The organism is Paenibacillus sp. Aloe-11 (assembly GCF_000245715.1).
GTDB classification, from domain to species: domain Bacteria; phylum Bacillota; class Bacilli; order Paenibacillales; family Paenibacillaceae; genus Paenibacillus; species Paenibacillus kribbensis.
The window spans coordinates 21,603-39,133 of the sequence record NZ_JH601037.1 but is presented as its reverse complement, the minus strand read 5'-3'; the positions used below and the strand labels follow the sequence as shown (position 1 = coordinate 39,133).

Genomic DNA, 17,531 nt, shown 5'->3' with positions numbered 1-17,531 from the left:
TTCGTGATGTGAAATCCTCCCGCTGCAAGGCAGTCAGGAGGACACAAAAGACAGATTAACTGCGCTCTTTCCGATCATTGATCAAGTGAAACAATTTCTTCCGCCTCAGCTATCAAACGCTCGCCTACAGAAGCGCGACCGCTGCCAAGTATATATCCCCGCCGACGCTTGATTACTTCAAAATAGAGATCAATTCGGTCCCCTGGCTTCGCCAAGCTGTGGAATCGAACTCCATTGAGGTTGGTCAGATATGAAATACCTTTTTTGTCAATCGCAGCAAATGCCGCCAATTGTGCGAGCGACTCTACGATTAGCATAGGAGGCATGTATGGATTCGCCTCTGTAATAAACCATTCACTCCAGGTAACAAACTTGTACCCCTTTGCCCATTGCGACGTTTCGTACCCGGTCACGCCATCCAGCAGAAGAAATGGGTACCTGTGCGGAAGCACATCCGGGATATGGATTAGCTCTTCGCTCACAGGCTTATACCCCTTCCCACTTGCGAACGGCAAGACAGACGTTGTGCCCTCCGAAACCAAAGGAGTTGCTAATTGCCGCACGGACTTCACGTTCCTGATATACATGCGGCACAAAATTCAATTCAGGGGCTTCCGGGTTGTCGCAATTGAGTGTCGGTGGTACTTTGCTGTGGATCATGCTCTGTACAGTCGCGATTAATTCGACTGCCCCTGCACCGCCCATTAAATGGCCTGTCATGGATTTAATAGACGATATCGCCAAACGGGGAGCATGCTCTCCGAATACTTTTTGAATAGCGTTAATCTCCATACGATCATTAAATGGCGTACTCGTACCATGGGCATTGATATAGTCGATTTCCTGCGGTGTCAAGCCACCATCCTGCAGTGCGATGCTGATCGCTTCTGCCGGGCCGGAGCCCGAGGGATCTGGAGCCGTGATATGATACGCATCGGTTGTGCATCCGTAACCTGCAACTTCTGCCAAAATGGTAGCCCCGCGATTCAAGGCATGCTCCAGTTCCTCCAGCACCAAGACACCAGCTCCTCCGCCGATGACGAATCCGTCACGGTCCACATCAAACGGACGACTGGCCTTCTGCGGCTCTTCGTTGCGTCTGGAAAGAGCATGGATATTCGCAAAAGATGCCAAATCAAGCTGACTAAAATTAGCTTCTGCTCCTCCAGCGACCACGACATCAGCCGTGCCGTACTGGATCGTACGCAATGCTTCGCCAATGGCATTACTTCCTGTGGCGCAAGCCGTAACCACAGCAAATGAAGGTCCCTTGGCTCCGATCGCAATGGATATTTCACCAGGCGCTGAATTGATCATCATGGAGGAAACAAAATAAGGAGAAACCCTTTTGGGACCAAGCTTTGTTAATTTTCCATAGTTCTCCTCTATGACGTCGAGACCGCCTGCTCCAGAACCGACAATAACACCCACGCGACCTGCATTCCGCTCGTCAATCACTAATTTCGATTGTTCGACTGCCTGCCGGGCAGCCGCCAAGGCAAACTGAGTAAACTGTGCGACTTTATTAGCTTCCTTCTTGCTCATATATTGCAACGGATCAAAGCCCATGACCTGTGCACCAATCTTTGTCGGAATGTCTGCTGTATCAAAAGAAGTGACAGGTCCGATGCCGCTCTTCCCTTCCAACAGTGAATTCCAGAAATCTGCAAGATTATGCCCGACCGGCGTTACGACTCCCTGTCCTGTCACTACAACACGTCTTCTCACTGTACCCACGTCCTTCGCTGAAATTAATTCTTGGAAGCCTGCTGCTCGTAGAGAGGAAAGTCGCCATACACATGACTGATTTTTTCATGCACATCCGCAAGGTCAGCATATACCTCGACGATCACAAGCTTGTTCTCCTGATACTTTTGCCAAGCAAGCTGAAGCTGTTCCCGGGCCTCCCCCTTGCTCCGGATTGCCAGACTCTCGACAAACTCATACCGGGGAATTTGAATTCCTGTCTTGGCCGCCTCAGAAACAAATGGAAGGGACTGCCCTGAGAGTTGCTTATAATTCATCTGATTCTGCAACCAACCATAGCCGCCGTTATTGAGGACGAGATAGATTAACGGTATTTGATACTCTACCGCCGTCATAAAATCCGAACAGAAGAGATTGAACGCACCGTCGCCCACAAGGGCCACTACTGGAAATTCTGTTGCCACACTTGCTCCCAGGGCAGCGGCCGCACCGAATCCAAGACTCGTTTGATCACTGGGAACAATCGAAAGAGAACCGTACGTAAAGCGAAAATATGGATAAAAGTAGGACCACATATCCTGCAATCCATTCTCTTGAAGAAGCACCAGGTTTTCAGGGAACTCCGTCTGAATCATTTCCAACAGCTCTGGCACGTGGATTCCAGGAGCCTTTTTCAACTTTTCCAGATAAATGGCCCGTTGAGAAAAAGCCTTCTCTTTACAGCTCTTGATCATTTCAAGCCATTCTCCATCAGGCTTCTGCCCTAGCCGATCATGCCATTGCTCCACTGCGGCATATCCATCCCCAAGCACTTTGACACCCCTGTATTCGTGTGCAAAATCCTCTAGCTCTACATTGACTTGAATTAAAGGCGTATCCTGCAGCAGAATATCCCACTCGAACGTAGCCGTTTCTTCCAATCGGCTGCCCAGCGTGATCACTACATCAGATTTCTCCCAGATTTGCCTCAAGTTGATATCCGTGTAGAGTCCAGCGACACCACAGAAGAGTTCGTGATCTTCATCCACTACGCTCCGTCCCGAGGCGGTTGCGAACAAGGCCGCTCCATGTTGGTTAGCGAACCGTTCGATGACATCGCTTGTCCCTGACTTCATTCCGCCTCCGACTAGAATGAGGGGCCTGCGCGCCGTCTTTATAATCTTCCATGCCGCATCCAGCTCCCGAAGAGACGGAGAGCACGTAAGTTTTTCTGGTGGGGCAAACGGAAGCCCTGTCGGCACAGGCTGGTCCATCAGATTTTCGGGCAGTTCAATATAGACAGGACCTGGGGCTCCATTGATGGCCAAGAAAGCTGCCCGCTCCATCGCCCATACAAGCCGATCCACATGCTCGACACGGTAAGCCCATTTGACGAGCGGCTTCACGAGTGAGATTTGATCGGCTTCCTGAAAGGACCGGGTACCCAGCTTGTCTCCTCCGGTGCCAAGCGCCAAAAGCAAAAGCGGAGCACCAAGGTTCTTCGCTTCCAGCAGCCCCGTAAGTGTATTACTGAGCGCAGGCCCTTTACCCACAACACATACAGACATCTGGTTGGTTGTGAGCGCATAGCCTGCTGCCATGAACACAGCATTACGCTGATCTTTGCACAAAATGAAATCCATCCCGGACGAAGGGAGTGACGATACAATTTTGAGATCATCACTAGGTAATCCAAAGAGATGACGAACACCGGCCGATTTTAAGTAGTCAATGATGGCATCCCAGGGGAATAAGCTCGCAGTCATACCAAACTCCTCTTTTCCGACAAGTATTCTGCAACAATTTCGGAGATCAAAATGGGCTTTGAGACAAGCTTAAAATCGTGAAAAATATAATTCGACATCGTGCCGTAGCCGCCAAATGGCTTATTGCCCTGGTCCACATCCTCAAGCGTCTGATTAATAGTCAGCGTGTGCTTCTTTCGAAGTACGTCCGCCAGGTGATTAGATCCGTACAAGCTGCAGCCCATCGCACGTTCACTGAAATAACTGGATGAAATACGCTTGATCAGTTGCTCGTCATCCCGGTAGCTAACCACATTGAAGACCGGTGAAAAATACTCAATAATCTCCAAATCCTGATCTAATTCGCTATATACAACCGTTGGCTCCATCTTTTTCGTACGGAAATCAATGCCGCCGCCGTAAATAATAAACTTATCGTTCGTATTAAAATATTCAGAAACAGAGTTCAGCGCGTCTTTATAGAAAATAGGGGAATAGTTCGCATTCGGATCATCGTTGGCTCCAAACACAAGTTGGTCAAGCCGCATAATCAGCAGGTTTTTGAAATTTTCCGTCACATCTTGGTGTACCAGAATGATGTCGGGCCCCAGGCAGTCCTGTCCAGAGTTGAACAGTCTCATTCGGATCACATCGGTAACCGCCAGTTCCAGATCGGCATCGGGTCCGATGACGAAAGGGTTGATGCCTTGTCCATAGAAGATGTAGAGCTGGTCTTTTCGGATTTGTTTTTTGATCTTCTCCGCATTGACATAGCTCCCGGTGAACACCACAATATCAGCCGGCATAACCGAATTTTCCATGAAAACTCTCTGGCTGACCTTACGAATATAGATGGGTAATCCATGTACAGCCTGGAGCTTTTCGTGCAGCATGCTGACGTACTCGTTTACGTGAGAGGAAGGACGAAAGTCTATTTGCTCAACGTACAGGGACGGAATCAAGAGGTATAATGCATAGGAGTACAAAATAACGTTGGAAGGCATAAACACAGCCATAGAATGCTGCCAGCTCGGCTGATAGGTCTGCACTTCCTGCAAAGCACCTTGGAGCGTGAGGATCGTAGAATCAATTTCTGCATTGGCGGCCCGATAAGATGAAAATTGCGTGAGAATGTCCATTACTTCCTGCCGATTCTCAATCAAATAATTGAGGCACTTCAGAATTGCTTCATGCCTTTCCAAAAAAAGCGTGTTTTTTGCTAGTTCCGGATTCATACTCATGATGCATTCTCCCTTTCCTTTATGCGATTTTTGGTAAATATTTTGTTTCTTCAACACTTACACTTTGCGAGAAGCAACTTTCTCCAGGGCAATGCGCTCCATCTCCAGCCGATCTACTTTTCCATTGCGATTTAAAGGAAAATGGGCGAGCGGAAGCAAAAGATCGGGAAACATGTATGAAGGAAGTACCCGATTCATCTCTTTGCGGAGTATAGACAAGGACTGTGGGGATTCGCCTTCGATGAATGCAATAAGCAGCGTTCCTTTAGCCTCGTCTTCCAAGGTGATCACGCAGGATCGGTAACCTAGCGAACCCATCCGGTCCTCGATATAGACTGGAGATACCATATAGCCCATCCGGTTGACCGTCTTGCCGTTGCGGCCAATGACATACAGCATTTCGTCATCCAGATAGCCCAGATCGCCCGTCTTGAACCAGCCGTCTTGTAGAACGGACTTCGTCAGGTCTGGACGATTCAGGTAACCTTCCATGCATCCGGCACTGTGTATCCACACTTCGCCTACGTTGCCGTCCGCCTGCTGGTTGCCAGCAGTATCCAGTATTTTCAGGTTTACACCAGGCAACGGTTTGCCGCAACCCTTCGGACATTCCAGCGTCCCTAGTGTAACGTTGCCTAGTTCAGAAAGGCCGTAACCATTCAGCAGAGGCTGTCCAAATATATTGTTAAATTTCTCTTCGAGGTCTTGAGTAAGTGGGGAACCGCCTACGCACCACATGCGCACTGGAGATTCCTTGACCATTTCCAGTTGTTCGGGTTTTCGGTTTAACATACGCAACAAGGTGTAAAAAGCAGAGGGGTTAGCGTCTACGACCGTCGCCCGGTCTTTCGTAATACTTGCAATGACGCTCCAGAGGTTTTTATGATTGCAGATGATGAGAGAACATGAAGTCAACCACCAGGAGAATATAAGTGAAATACCATAGAAGTGAGAAAACGGTACAACAGGGAGCATATGGTCAGACGGTAGGTAGTTCATGGCGTGTATGGAATGCCTGATATTGTCCATGAAGGCTGATCCAGCTTTCACGATGCCCTTGGGTTTTCCCGTCGTACCTGAAGAATACAAAATGAGGGCATCCGATCTCTCGCACCACCTGTTAAAGTCGATGCCATGGATCTCCGGTTCTCCAACCCAATGTGGGTGTACTGCTTCTTCTTGGATTAGATCTTGAATCAAAATAACAGATGCATGAGAAAGTCCTGGATCGCAATCGGTCAGGATGCAGCAGGCACCTGCTTCGTCGTAAATTTGAGCTATTTCATCAAGTACAGTCTGCTCGTCCACTACAGTCACCGAAACAGCAATGTTGCACAGGGAGAACAGAGACACAACAAAATAATAAGAATTGGCCGCTTTCAGAATCACTCTGCCTTCTTCAGGAACTCCTCGGAGAGCCAACATCCGGGAGAAGATCGTAACGTCTCGCTCCAGACGCTCCCTTGTCATAATCCCTTCAGGTGAGATAATTCGGCAATCCGTATGCGTAACAAGCACAGCGTTCCCTCCTTACATCCCCGTAATATGGTATCCTGCATCAACATGGATAACTTCTCCCGTAATGCCTCTCGATAAATGGGAAAATAGGAATAACGCGGTATCTCCAACCTCGGACGTATCGACCGTCTTGCGCAGGGGTGTCGTCTCTTCAATATGCTTTAGCATCGTGCTAAAATCCTTAATCCCATAAGCGGCCAAAGTCCGTATGGGACCTGCTGAAATCGCATTGACACGAATGCCATAAGTACCCAGATCGTTCGACAGATAGCGCATGCTGGCTTCCAGTGAAGCCTTTGCCACACCCATAACGTTGTAATTCTTGATCGCTCGTTCTGCGCCAATATACGTCATGCTGACGATACTTCCACCCTCTGTCATCAGTGGGTAAATTCGTCGGGAAACAGCAGCCAGAGAGTAGGCACTGATTTCTTGAGCAATGGCGAATCCCTCGCGAGAAGTGTCGACGAACAGGCCATCCAAATCCTCAGCCTTAGCGTAGGCAACACTGTGAAAATAACCATGCAGGACGCCTACTTTCTCCTTTAGAAAATCCGCCAGTGCATCCAATTCTTCATCGCTTTGTACATTACAGGGACAGATCATGGACCCCGGAATCGTTGCAACGAGCTTTTGCACCCGATCTGCAACCCTCTCATTTTCGTAAGTAAAAATGAGCCTTGCTCCTTCAGCAGCTAAAGATTGGGCTGTCCCCCAGGCAATACTCCTGTTATTAGCCACGCCCATAATCAAAATGTTCTTACCACTCAGCAGTGCTGCCACAGAAACCACCTTTCTTTTTTACATTTTTCTACATAAGAACAATTTAATTTGGTATGTCTACATTTATAGACATATGTAATCTTTCCTGGATCATTATCATATTAGTTGCCAAAGTTAAACAAGCAACCTTTTAGGCAAATAGAACAATTCATCGAAACTTCATGAAAGTTGGAGAATTCTATTTTGTGAATGAATTTGGCTATGACCACGCCCCCCCATTCGCATCCAAAAGACTAAACAAACCCCAAGCCTTGACCAGAACAGTCGGCTTGTGGTCCTACTTAAAAAGGTCTGGAGAGCACATAATCCATGCTGTCTGTCAGCTTATGAAAACTGTGCTGATTCTGTTTGTTGATGTTCAAATCGGAAGGAATCTATATGCGAGTACAAAGGTGGAAGACAAAAATGAGGTGACTGTCAAGGCAAGGCGAACTCATCAAACTACCGGAAGTGACAACTTCATTTTTTGCCATCATCGCCCCTCCCGATTTGAACATCCTGAGTGACCTGTCTTATTTCATCCAATTGTGAAGCTTATTGCTTCTGAGCCTATGCCTTCTTTTTCCTTGGAGCCAGGACATAGCTAAAGGAGACAATAAAGTCGATGACCAGAACGATTGCCCATGTGCTCATAATACCCTCCAAGGAAGCCGTGCGCTGTGGATCATCTACATACACAATGATGGCGAACAGCAAAGCGTTGCCGATGGCCCAGCCCAGGAGGTGAAGCAACCAACCCGTGATTTCTTCTTTGGCATGAGCAGCGCCATACTTGCGTTCGGGCTTCGGCCCCTTGCCGAACCAATGTGAGAACCGCAAATCCGCCCATTTAATCATCCTGTGACCAAACGCTACCGTAATGCCAAGATAGCAGGCCGCCAGGCCAGTAGCAGTCGTGATCTCCATACCGCTGTTCACCGTGATGAACACCGCTATCAGTAACAGGATATCAATAATAGGAGTACACAGTAAAAAAAGACCGCCTAATTTCTTTAAGCCGAACATATATCTTGCGATCAGCCCTGCAACAACAAACACCCAGAATAAAACTTCAGCACTAATAATAAATAAATACATAATAGATGATTCCTTTCAAATTAGAAGTTGGTATTCCCCTCAGCTACCCCCCTTTCACGCCCACTATCATACAATATTATACATAATATTCCTAGTATCTTGTCTATAATTACATAAAAGGAAACAAATAGCCATTTTTCTGCAAAAATCTATCTGTTCAGGCCGTTGTTGTCTCTTATGCTCAAGTAGGACACTTTTCATGATATGCTGCACAATAGATGATGTTAATGAAAAAAAAAGATGCACCCGTGCCAATCAGCACGGATGCATCTTTTCTTGCTATTAAGCTATCCAATTACGATATGCCCTTCGGGACGACGGTACAGCGTCTTGGTCGAACGTGGACGAAGAGCATAAGCAATCGTGAGAGGACCAATTCGACCAATAAACATGGTCACACAAATGATCAGCTTGCCTGCGTCAGACAGTCCCGGCGTCACTCCTACGGACAACCCTACCGTTCCGATGGCGGAAGCTGCTTCGAATGCGAGGGAGAGAAAAGGTGCATCCTCTGTCATTAAGAGCAGCATAACGACAATCGAGAATATAAAAAGCGCCAGTATAATAATGGTCAGCGCCCGCATCATGATATCGTTGGGAACCCTATGGCGGAAGAACACAATTTCCTTCTGACCTCGCATGACGGCCAACAATGCACCAATCATCAGTAGGAATGTGGTTGTTTTGATTCCGCCCCCCGTAGAGCCCGGCGAAGCTCCGATAATCATCAGCAGCATGATAAAGAACTGACTGGCCTGCCTCAAGCCACTGATATCTACTGTGCTTGTTCCTGAGGATCGTGTAGATACGGATTGAAAGACAGAAGCGTACAATTTCCCCTCCCAATTCAACGAGCCCAGGGTACGAGCATTGGTAAACTCAAAAATGAATATAACAAGTGCTCCGATCACAATAAGCGCACCCGACACACTTAGCACCATTTTGGAATGAAGACTCAGTCTCCGGGTGCGGCGAAAATCGAACAGATCACTCAGTACAAGGAAACCCAATCCCCCTGAAATGACAAGCACAGATGCAATCATATTGAATACAAAATCTCCAGCATACTGTTGGAAGCTGCTCCCAAACAAATCAAAGCCCCCGTTATTAAAAAGAGATACCGAGTGGAATATTCCGTAGTATATCGCTTGTCCGACAGGCATCTCCCTCATCCACCGCAAAGCCATAACTATGGCAGCTATCGCCTCAATGGTAAAAGAGAAGATCAGCACCTTGCGAATAATGCGCACAATTCCTTCCATGCTGTCGGCATTAATCGCTTCCTTTAGCAGCAGCCGATCCTTCAGCGACAATCGTCGCCCCAGCAACAATGCAAACAAGGTCGCCAGGGTCATAAAACCCAGCCCACCCAACTGCATCAGCACCATAATGACGGTTTCTCCAAACATCGTATAGGTTGAATTCACGTCCACCACGACCAATCCGGTAACACAAGCAGCCGAAACAGACGTAAACAGCGAATCAATCCAATGCGGAGCATGTCCACTATGATTGGAAATAGGAAGCATCAGCAGCAAAGTGCCTAATGCAATAATCAGCAAATATCCGATGACCAATATAAAAGGAGGCGATGCAAACCGGGCAAGCTTGACGCTGCGTTTCATTAGAAATACTCTCTCCATCCATTCTTATGAAAAAGAGGAACAAGACACGGGAAAGAAGCCCGGCTGATCCTCTATATTCATAATGTTATGTTATTCTACTGTACGTTACGCATATGCGGGAAAAGCAGCACGTCGCGAATGGACGGCGCATCTGTCAGCAACATAACCAAACGGTCGATGCCGATACCCAGCCCGCCTGTCGGCGGCATACCATATTCCAATGCACGGATAAAATCATCATCCATTTCATGAGCCTCATCATTGCCATGCTCACGTTCCAGCAATTGTGCTTCAAAACGCTGGCGTTGGTCAATCGGGTCATTCAGCTCGGTGAATGCATTTGCATGCTCACGAGCTACCACGAACAGCTCAAAACGATCCGTAAAGCGCGGATCTTGCTCATTTCTCTTCGCCAGCGGCGAGATTTCAACCGGATGACCTGTAATAAAGGTCGGCTGAATGAGCGTTTCTTCTACGAATTCTTCAAAGAAAGCGTTCAGGATATGGCCAAAGGTCATATGCGGCTCTACCTTTACGTTATGCTCCTTCGCAAGGCGATGAGCTTCTTCATTACTCAGGTGTGCTCCAAAATCCACGCCTGTTACTTCTTTAACAGCATCCACCATCGACACTCTGCGCCATTGCGGTGTCAAATCCACTTCATGACCTTGATACTGAATGTGTTGTGTGCCAAGCACTTCCTGCGCAATATGAGCGACCATGTTTTCCGTTAATTGCATGATATCCTTGTAGTCGGCATACGCTTCATACAGCTCAATCATTGTAAACTCAGGGTTGTGGCGTGTGGAAACACCTTCATTACGGTATACGCGTCCGATCTCATATACTTTCTCCATTCCGCCGACAATCAGTCGTTTCAGATGAAGCTCAATGGCAATACGCATATAAAGCTGCATGTCCAATGCATTATGGTGCGTAATAAATGGCTTCGCCGCCGCCCCGCCGGCAATGGAATGCAACGTGGGAGTCTCAACTTCCAAATAACCGAGCGAGTCCAAATAACGGCGCATGGATTGAATAATGCGAGACCGCGTAATAAATGTTTTTTGTACTTCCGGGTTCATAACCAGATCAACATAACGCTGACGGTATCGCAGCTCAACATCCTTCAGACCATGATATTTTTCCGGTAATGGATACAGGGACTTGGACAAGACCACAATATCCAGCGCCTTGATCGTAGTTTCTCCCGTTTTGGTTTTGAACAGCACACCCTTAATACCGACAATATCGCCCAGATCCAAAATACTGAATGCTTTATACTGCTCTTCTGGTACACTGTCTTGACGAACATAAATTTGAATACGTCCGCTGAGATCCTGTATATGAGCAAAGCTGGCTTTACCCATCACCCGTTTGGCCATGATACGGCCTGCAATGCTAACTTCAAGATTCTTTTCTTCCAGCTCTTCCTTGGTCAGACTGTCATACTTGCTTAGCAGTACGCCCGCTTCAGCCGTGCGTATGTATTTACGTCCAAAGGGATCAATGCCCAATGAGCGAAGCTCGTCCAATTTGGCGCGGCGAATTTGCAACAATTCACTTAATTCCTCGCGATTTTCCTGTGATTCCTGATTCGTAGTTTCATCCGACATGGTGCTAAATCAGCTCCTTCATTATGAGTAAACGGGCCGGGGTCCGTCCGGGTGTAGAGAAAAAAAGCTTCCTTGTGGAAGCTTTTGCATTTAATTCCAAGGTCCGTTTCTTATTTCTTGATATCCACAATTTTATATTGAATAACACCTGCTGGAACGGTTACATCCACAACAGTTCCTTTTTTCTTGCCAAGAATTGCCTTGCCAACCGGACTTTCATTGGAAATTTTGTTCTGAAGCGGATCCGATTCAGCGGAACCGACGATCGCATATTCTGTTATATCTCCAAATTCCAAATCTTCAACGGTTACAGTTGCGCCTACTCCCACAACATCGGTGTCAATTTCATCACTATTGATAATGCGGGCATTGCGTAGCATTTTTTCCAGTGTAATGATACGGCCTTCAATAAAAGCCTGCTCGTTCTTTGCATCCTCATACTCGGAGTTCTCACTGATATCCCCGTATCCGATGGCTACCTTAATCCGTTCCGCCACTTCGCGGCGTTTGACAGACTTTAAGTTCTCAAGCTCATCTTCGAGCTTTCTAAGGCCTTCCTGTGTCAGAATGACTTCTTTATCGCTCATCTTAACCGATTCTCCTGTCATGGGAAAAGTTTAAAAGTGCATCGGAATGCACGCTTTCAAAACATCATATGCCACTCTGAGGGAATGAGAACATTTCCTGCTGTTGTCTTAAAAGCTGCATACGATTAGTAGCATACATCAAGATTTTATACTGAACGATTATAGGGCAAGCAATTGGAAAAGTCAATCGTTCACAAAGGGAGAAACGACTTCATTATTGCGCAACAGCGGCAGGAGAAGCAGCGCCGGCAGAAGGCTCATCGTTTTCTACCATGTGCAATTGAGATACAAATTGATCCAAAATACGCACCATATCATCACGTTTGGTTTCTTCCATAATGACGTCTTTAATGCGCGCAGAGCCTTTTAGTCCTTTAAGGTACCACGCCAGATGCTTGCGCATTTCGCGGACGGCCACGGCTTCACCTTTCAGTGACACCAGACGGTCCATATGCAGAATGGCAATACGGATTTTTTCTTCCGGTGATGGATCAGGCAAAAGCTTACCTGTTTGCAAATATTCAATCGTACGGTACAGCATCCACGGGTTACCCAGAGCGCCGCGTCCGATCATCACGCCATCACAATTGGTCAAATCCAGCATGCGGCGGGCATCTTCCGGTGATGCCACGTCGCCATTCCCAATTACAGGGATAGAAACTGCTTCTTTAACCTCTTTTATAATATCCCAGTTCGCATGCCCCGTATACAGCTGCTCCCGTGTGCGGCCATGTACGCTGACGGCCTGACCTCCAGCCCGTTCTACGGCGCGGGCGTTCTCTACGGCATAAATATGCTCGCTATCCCAACCGATGCGCATTTTCACCGTCACCGGCTTGCTTACGGACTCCACTACAGCAGATACCATTTCATAAATCTTATTTGGATCAAGCAGCCAACGAGCACCTGCATCACATTTGGTCACCTTGGGAACCGGGCAGCCCATATTAATGTCAATAATATCCGCGTTCGTCTCCTGATCTACGACCTTCGCCGCCTCCACCAAGGACTCACGGTCTCCCCCGAAAATTTGCAGGCTAAGCGGCTTCTCACGCTCATCCACAAACAGCATCTCGCGCGTACGTTTATTCCCGTGAATAATCGCCTTATCACTAACCATTTCTGCACATACCAGACCTGTACCGAATTCCTTGGCAATCAGGCGAAAGGCAGGGTTGCACACGCCCGCCATCGGAGCCAGCACAACTTGGTTTTTCATTTCAATACCGCCGATTTTCAACATACCTGTTCACTCCTTTATGCCTTCTATATATATCGTACACTTATCGTTATTCCGTCAGTTCCCGGACTTCAATTTCTAGCGTTTGGGCAATAATGCTCAACATGTCAGGCTCCAACGAACGATTGCCTCGCTCCACAGCACCCAATACGGCCAAGGATATGCCGGTTCGTTTAGCCAACTCCTGCTGTGTCAATCCTTTAAGCTTTCGGAAGGCGCGGAGCCGTTGCGCCAGCTGCATGTTTTCCAAAACTGTATGCCATCCTTTCCACCCAATGAATTCAATGCAGTATGCACGATACTGTACAGACCGGATGGATCTTGGTTCGGAACGATGTCAGCCAATGGCACAAGCACAAAAGCACGCTCCAACATGCGGGGATGAGGAAGTTCCAAATCCGGTGTAACCAGCTGTGCGGCTTCCATCCATAACAAGTCCAGATCAATCGTACGCGGACCGTTAGGAATATGCCTTACTCTACCCAGACGACTTTCCACCTCCAGCATAAAAGCCAGAAGCTCCTCAGGCGCAAGTGTTGTAGCTACGGCTGGCGCCATATTCAAAAAAGAAGGCTGATCCAGATACCCGACAGGTTCTGTCTCGTACAGGCTGGAGCAACGCAGCACCCGTATACCCGGATGTTCGTCCAGCGCCGTGATAGCTTCATACAGGGTATGCTCACGCTCCCCCAAATTAGCCCCTAAAGCAATATAAGCCTCTGATGCCTCAGAGGTCGAATGTGCGTTCATGTACGTTCCTACTTTCTTGCGCGATAAAGCTCAACCGTCACGCCCTCAAAATGAATATCAAACGGCGGATGCGGCTTTGTGACTTTGACAGTCAGTGCATTTACACTAGTATAAGTGTCCAGTAGAGAAGATGCAATACGTTCGCCCAAAGCTTCAATCAATTGGTAAGATTCCTTTTCTACAATATCTTTAACGGTGTAATGTACCTCAGCGTAATTTACCGTTTTGTCCAATGCGTCCTGCTCGCCCGCCTCACGCAGATCAAGCTCCAATTCCAAATCAATGTAGAAACGCTGTCCCAGCTTACGTTCCTCGGGAAAAACGCCGTGATACCCGTAATACTCCATGCGATGCAAGACCATTTTATCCATCGTGGATAGCCCCCTGCTTTTATTTGATTTTTTCTATATAAGCTCAACTTAAAAGTTTCATATCGTGCCACTGCGCAGTCGGATGGTGCTTCCCATCGCCACCGCCCCCGGATTTCTTGAATAAAGCCTATCAAGGTGGAAATCCGGGGACAAAAGCGACCGCTTCGCTTGTACAGCACCATTCCGCCTACTCCGTTTTAATGTGCATTTTTCGAGTTTAACTTATATATAATAAATTATTTTCTGAAAATACAGTGACTTTATGCTGGTAGTAGCGTAATGAAGGATTTGAATCCGGAGAAGCGGAGCGCTCGCCTTTGCAACGGGATTCTTACCTCTACATGGTTTAATAATCCAAAGAATCCCGTTGCAACAGCGATCGCAGGATCAAATCATTCATGAAGCGGGCTTTACCCACCATAATTCAGTGGATTTTTAGACCCGTACACCATCGCATCACACATACGTACCGTGCGCTTGATTTGCGCCACATCGTGTACACGCACCATCTGGCACCCTTGAGCAATGCCAAAGGCAACCGTAGCCGCTGTACCCTCCACCACATCATCTACAGGCAAATCGAGTGCTGTACGGATAAATCTTTTGCGCGACGTAGCCAACAATAGCGGAAAGCCTAGCTGACTCAATGCGTCGAGAGAAGTCATGGCATGAATATTTTCATCGTAATCCTTGGCAAAGCCGATGCCTGGGTCCAAGATGATCTGTTCCTCGCGTACACCTGCATCCAGTGCCAAGCTGATGCTTTCTTTTAAATCAGCCAGCATATCGGATACCAAATCGCTATAGTTGCGATCACGACGATTATGCATCAAAATGACTGGACAATCGAACTCTGCAGCGACACGCGCCATGTCGGGGTCTGCCTTAAACCCCCACACATCATTAATGATATGGGCCCCCGCTTCAAGTGCCTGCCGGGCGACCTCGGCTTTGTAAGTATCCACAGACAACGGAATGTGCGGTGCGGTGCGGTGGATTGCCTGGATGACCGGAATGACCCGGGCCAGCTCCTCTTCCACATCTACTGGTTCGTGACCCGGGCGTGTAGATTCTCCGCCAATGTCAATCACATCGGCTCCATCCTCCACCAGCTTTAAGGCATGTGAAACAGCCAGCTCCGGACTATGATACTTTCCCCCATCGGAAAATGAATCCGGAGTCACGTTCAGTATACCCATGATCTGTGTGGCTTGTCCGAGCGTAAGCTCAGCATCCCCCATGCGATAGCTGCGTTGATAAAGAGTTGGTATGTTCACTTGATCCCTGCTTTCTGTCTATAATCGCGCAACAGCAAGCCTGTTATGGACCCGCTCTGTGCCAAGGAATCCGGTACGTGGTGCATCGTTCCGTCCGGCTCCAGCAGCAGATGGACAGGCCGTATTTCTTGTATCGAGTTGGTCATAAAAATTTCATCAGCCTGCTGCAGCTCATCCCAACGGTACAGCCCTTGCTCATAGGGAATGCCTTGTGCTTCTGCCAGCTCCAAAATAAGCTCGCGTGTAATGCCTGGCAGAATGCCTGTAGACAGGTCCGGCGTATACAGCGTACCATGTCGCACAAAAAACAGGTTGCTGACCATCCCCTCTGCCAGAAAACCATTGGCTGCAAGCATCATGCCTTCGGCCTTATACTGGACGGCTGCGGCGTACTGCTGAAGCTCACGTTTTGCAAGAATATTGTTCATATAATGGAGTGATTTTAAACGAATCTCACCCTCTGGTGTGTTTCTCGGGGTTCGCAGCAGTTGAAGCGCCGATGGGGGGGCCGATCCCCCGACCTGTGTATTTGCAGAAGGCAATGGCTTGGCGAACAAAATATGGTTGGGCCGCGTGTAGTCACCGGATGGCAAGCCTAGCACCTCTTCACCCGCCGATACGGTGTAGCGGATATAGGCTTCGTCCAGTCCATTTGCCACCATCAGACCCTGGATTTGTCTCGTAAGCCGCTCCTCGTCCGGTTGAAAAGGAATGCCGAGCATGCGGCAGCCTTCCGCCAGTCTATGCAGGTGCCGATCCAGTAAAAATGGAACACCTTTGTAGGTGCGAAACGTTTCAAACAAGCCCATCCCGTATAAAAAGCCGTGATCACTTACGTGAATCACGGCTTTTGCGGCTTCCGTGAGGACGCCGTTGACTCCGATATATTTCATGAATCAGACGCCTACCTTACGTTTTAGGAAATTGCGCAACAATTGATGCCCGTAGTCGGTAATAATGGATTCGGGATGGAACTGGACTCCTTCTACGGCGAATTCTTTATGCCGCAAACCCATAATTTCACCTTCTGCGGTTTCAGCGGTAATTTCTAGACATTCAGGCAGGCTCTCGCGCTCCACCAGCAGCGAATGATACCGGGTCGCTGTGAACGGTGATGGCAAGCCTTCGAATACCGAATTATTGTGATGGAGAATTGGTGATGTTTTACCGTGCATGAGCCGTTCAGCCCGGATCACCTTACCGCCAAAAGCCTGTCCGATGGCCTGGTGGCCGAGGCATACGCCGAAAATCGGGATACGACCTTTAAAATGACGGATCACATCCAATGATATTCCCGCCTCGTTCGGTGTGCATGGACCCGGCGAGATCAAAATATGCTCTGGTGCCAGCTCTTCTATGCCTTTCACATCAATCTCATCATTCCGCTTTACGGTTACTTCTTCGCCAAGCTCACCCAAATATTGAACAAGATTGTACGTAAACGAATCATAATTATCAATCACCAAAATCATACGACTCACCCTCCTAGGATACCGCTCTTGTTCAAAGCAGCTTCTTCTTCACCACATTGTACCGCCTTCATGACAGCTCTGGCCTTGTTCCGACATTCCCGATATTCCCTGTACGGGTCTGAATCAATAACAATACCCGCGCCTGTCTGTAAATAGGCAGTGCTGCCTTTGACAGCTAGCGTTCTTATTATAATATTTAATTCCATATTCCCGTTATAGTCAATCCATCCAAGCGATCCTGTATAAGGACCTCGACGGACAGGCTCTAATTCTTCAATGATTTCCATCGTGCGCACCTTGGGTGCTCCGGTAATGGTCCCGCCCGGGAAGGTAGCGGCAATCACATCTATGGCCGTACGACCGGGGGCTAATTTGCCTTCAACCTGAGAAACCAGGTGCATCACATGCGAATAATATTCGACAGTCAGCAGCTCAGGTACATGTACCGAGCCATATTCGGCAATCCGTCCGATATCGTTACGTTCCAAATCAACGAGCATAATGTGCTCGGCACGTTCTTTTTCACTCGACAACAATTCGGCA

General features: G+C 48.0%; 18 protein-coding genes. All 18 read right to left on the bottom strand.

Going from position 1 to position 17,531, the window contains the following annotated elements; genetic code table 11:
* Nucleotides 1-74: 74 nt before the first annotated feature.
* Nucleotides 75-482, bottom strand: coding sequence for a 3-hydroxyacyl-ACP dehydratase FabZ family protein (locus tag WG8_RS00365; RefSeq protein WP_007428064.1), 408 nt, complete (start codon nucleotides 480-482; stop codon nucleotides 75-77).
* A 4-nt stretch (nucleotides 483-486) separates the two neighbouring features.
* Nucleotides 487-1,728, bottom strand: coding sequence for a beta-ketoacyl-ACP synthase II (gene fabF, locus WG8_RS00360; RefSeq protein ID WP_007428063.1), 1,242 nt, complete (start codon nucleotides 1,726-1,728; stop codon nucleotides 487-489).
* Between the two features lie 23 nt (nucleotides 1,729-1,751).
* Nucleotides 1,752-3,452 carry a thiamine pyrophosphate-binding protein gene (locus WG8_RS00355; RefSeq protein ID WP_007428062.1) on the bottom strand — a complete coding sequence of 567 codons (1,701 nt, stop codon included), beginning with the start codon at nucleotides 3,450-3,452 and terminating at the stop codon, nucleotides 1,752-1,754.
* On the bottom strand, nucleotides 3,449-4,672 hold the full coding sequence (locus tag WG8_RS00350) for an aldehyde dehydrogenase family protein (RefSeq protein WP_007428061.1): 1,224 nt from the start codon (nucleotides 4,670-4,672) through the stop codon (nucleotides 3,449-3,451). Before WG8_RS00350 ends, WG8_RS00355 begins: the two co-directional genes overlap by 4 nt.
* Before the next feature lie 57 nt (nucleotides 4,673-4,729).
* Complete coding sequence (locus WG8_RS00345) at nucleotides 4,730-6,190, bottom strand: class I adenylate-forming enzyme family protein (RefSeq protein ID WP_007428060.1); 1,461 nt, start codon at nucleotides 6,188-6,190, stop codon at nucleotides 4,730-4,732.
* A 12-nt stretch (nucleotides 6,191-6,202) separates the two neighbouring features.
* Complete coding sequence (gene fabI / locus WG8_RS00340; RefSeq protein WP_007428059.1) at nucleotides 6,203-6,973, bottom strand: enoyl-ACP reductase FabI; 771 nt, start codon at nucleotides 6,971-6,973, stop codon at nucleotides 6,203-6,205.
* 549 nt (nucleotides 6,974-7,522) lie between these two features.
* Nucleotides 7,523-8,050, bottom strand: a complete 528-nt coding sequence (locus WG8_RS00330) for a hypothetical protein (RefSeq protein ID WP_007428058.1) — start codon at nucleotides 8,048-8,050, stop codon at nucleotides 7,523-7,525.
* 287 nt (nucleotides 8,051-8,337) lie between these two features.
* Entirely contained in the window at nucleotides 8,338-9,675 is a 1,338-nt protein-coding gene (locus WG8_RS00325) for a TrkH family potassium uptake protein (RefSeq protein WP_007428057.1), read from the bottom strand.
* A gap of 95 nt (nucleotides 9,676-9,770) precedes the next feature.
* Nucleotides 9,771-11,291: a lysine--tRNA ligase gene (lysS, locus tag WG8_RS00320; RefSeq protein WP_007428056.1), complete on the bottom strand. Its 1,521-nt coding sequence runs from the start codon at nucleotides 11,289-11,291 to the stop codon at nucleotides 9,771-9,773.
* Nucleotides 11,292-11,401: 110 nt separating this feature from the next.
* Nucleotides 11,402-11,878: a transcription elongation factor GreA gene (gene greA / locus WG8_RS00315; RefSeq protein WP_007428055.1), complete on the bottom strand. Its 477-nt coding sequence runs from the start codon at nucleotides 11,876-11,878 to the stop codon at nucleotides 11,402-11,404.
* Between the two features lie 214 nt (nucleotides 11,879-12,092).
* Nucleotides 12,093-13,121 carry a tRNA dihydrouridine synthase DusB gene (dusB, locus tag WG8_RS00310; RefSeq protein ID WP_007428054.1) on the bottom strand — a complete coding sequence of 343 codons (1,029 nt, stop codon included), beginning with the start codon at nucleotides 13,119-13,121 and terminating at the stop codon, nucleotides 12,093-12,095.
* Between the two features lie 46 nt (nucleotides 13,122-13,167).
* A complete protein-coding gene (locus WG8_RS00305; RefSeq protein WP_179031160.1) occupies nucleotides 13,168-13,368 on the bottom strand; it encodes a helix-turn-helix domain-containing protein in 201 nt (66 codons plus the stop codon).
* A complete protein-coding gene (gene folK / locus WG8_RS00300) occupies nucleotides 13,311-13,868 on the bottom strand; it encodes a 2-amino-4-hydroxy-6-hydroxymethyldihydropteridine diphosphokinase (RefSeq protein ID WP_007428052.1) in 558 nt (185 codons plus the stop codon). The genes WG8_RS00305 and folK overlap by 58 nt, the downstream gene beginning before the upstream one ends.
* 8 nt (nucleotides 13,869-13,876) lie before the next feature.
* Nucleotides 13,877-14,239 carry a dihydroneopterin aldolase gene (folB, locus tag WG8_RS00295; RefSeq protein WP_007428051.1) on the bottom strand — a complete coding sequence of 121 codons (363 nt, stop codon included), beginning with the start codon at nucleotides 14,237-14,239 and terminating at the stop codon, nucleotides 13,877-13,879.
* Between the two features lie 410 nt (nucleotides 14,240-14,649).
* On the bottom strand, nucleotides 14,650-15,516 hold the full coding sequence (gene folP / locus WG8_RS00290) for a dihydropteroate synthase (RefSeq protein WP_007428050.1): 867 nt from the start codon (nucleotides 15,514-15,516) through the stop codon (nucleotides 14,650-14,652).
* On the bottom strand, nucleotides 15,513-16,409 hold the full coding sequence (locus WG8_RS00285) for an aminotransferase class IV (protein WP_007428049.1): 897 nt from the start codon (nucleotides 16,407-16,409) through the stop codon (nucleotides 15,513-15,515). Before WG8_RS00285 ends, folP begins: the two co-directional genes overlap by 4 nt.
* A 3-nt stretch (nucleotides 16,410-16,412) precedes the next feature.
* Nucleotides 16,413-16,988 (bottom strand): aminodeoxychorismate/anthranilate synthase component II, encoded by a 576-nt coding sequence (gene pabA, locus WG8_RS00280; protein ID WP_007428048.1) that lies wholly within the window; start codon nucleotides 16,986-16,988, stop codon nucleotides 16,413-16,415.
* A gap of 5 nt (nucleotides 16,989-16,993) precedes the next feature.
* The coding region (locus tag WG8_RS27570; RefSeq protein WP_007428047.1) for an anthranilate synthase component I family protein at nucleotides 16,994-17,531 on the bottom strand (538 nt) is incomplete at its 5' end.

Coding starts and splice junctions, on each gene's coding strand:
- lysS (WP_007428056.1), bottom strand. CDS start 11,291: ATGTCGGATGAAACTACGAATCAGGAATCACAGGAAAATCGCGAGGAA.
- dusB (WP_007428054.1), bottom strand. CDS start 13,121: ATGTTGAAAATCGGCGGTATTGAAATGAAAAACCAAGTTGTGCTGGCT.
- greA (WP_007428055.1), bottom strand. CDS start 11,878: ATGAGCGATAAAGAAGTCATTCTGACACAGGAAGGCCTTAGAAAGCTC.
- folK (WP_007428052.1), bottom strand. CDS start 13,868: ATGAACGCACATTCGACCTCTGAGGCATCAGAGGCTTATATTGCTTTA.
- folB (WP_007428051.1), bottom strand. CDS start 14,239: ATGGATAAAATGGTCTTGCATCGCATGGAGTATTACGGGTATCACGGC.
- WG8_RS00350 (WP_007428061.1), bottom strand. CDS start 4,672: ATGAGTATGAATCCGGAACTAGCAAAAAACACGCTTTTTTTGGAAAGG.
- WG8_RS00285 (WP_007428049.1), bottom strand. CDS start 16,409: ATGAAATATATCGGAGTCAACGGCGTCCTCACGGAAGCCGCAAAAGCC.
- pabA (WP_007428048.1), bottom strand. CDS start 16,988: ATGATTTTGGTGATTGATAATTATGATTCGTTTACGTACAATCTTGTT.
- WG8_RS00325 (WP_007428057.1), bottom strand. CDS start 9,675: ATGAAACGCAGCGTCAAGCTTGCCCGGTTTGCATCGCCTCCTTTTATA.
- WG8_RS00355 (WP_007428062.1), bottom strand. CDS start 3,452: ATGACTGCGAGCTTATTCCCCTGGGATGCCATCATTGACTACTTAAAA.
- WG8_RS00330 (WP_007428058.1), bottom strand. CDS start 8,050: ATGTATTTATTTATTATTAGTGCTGAAGTTTTATTCTGGGTGTTTGTT.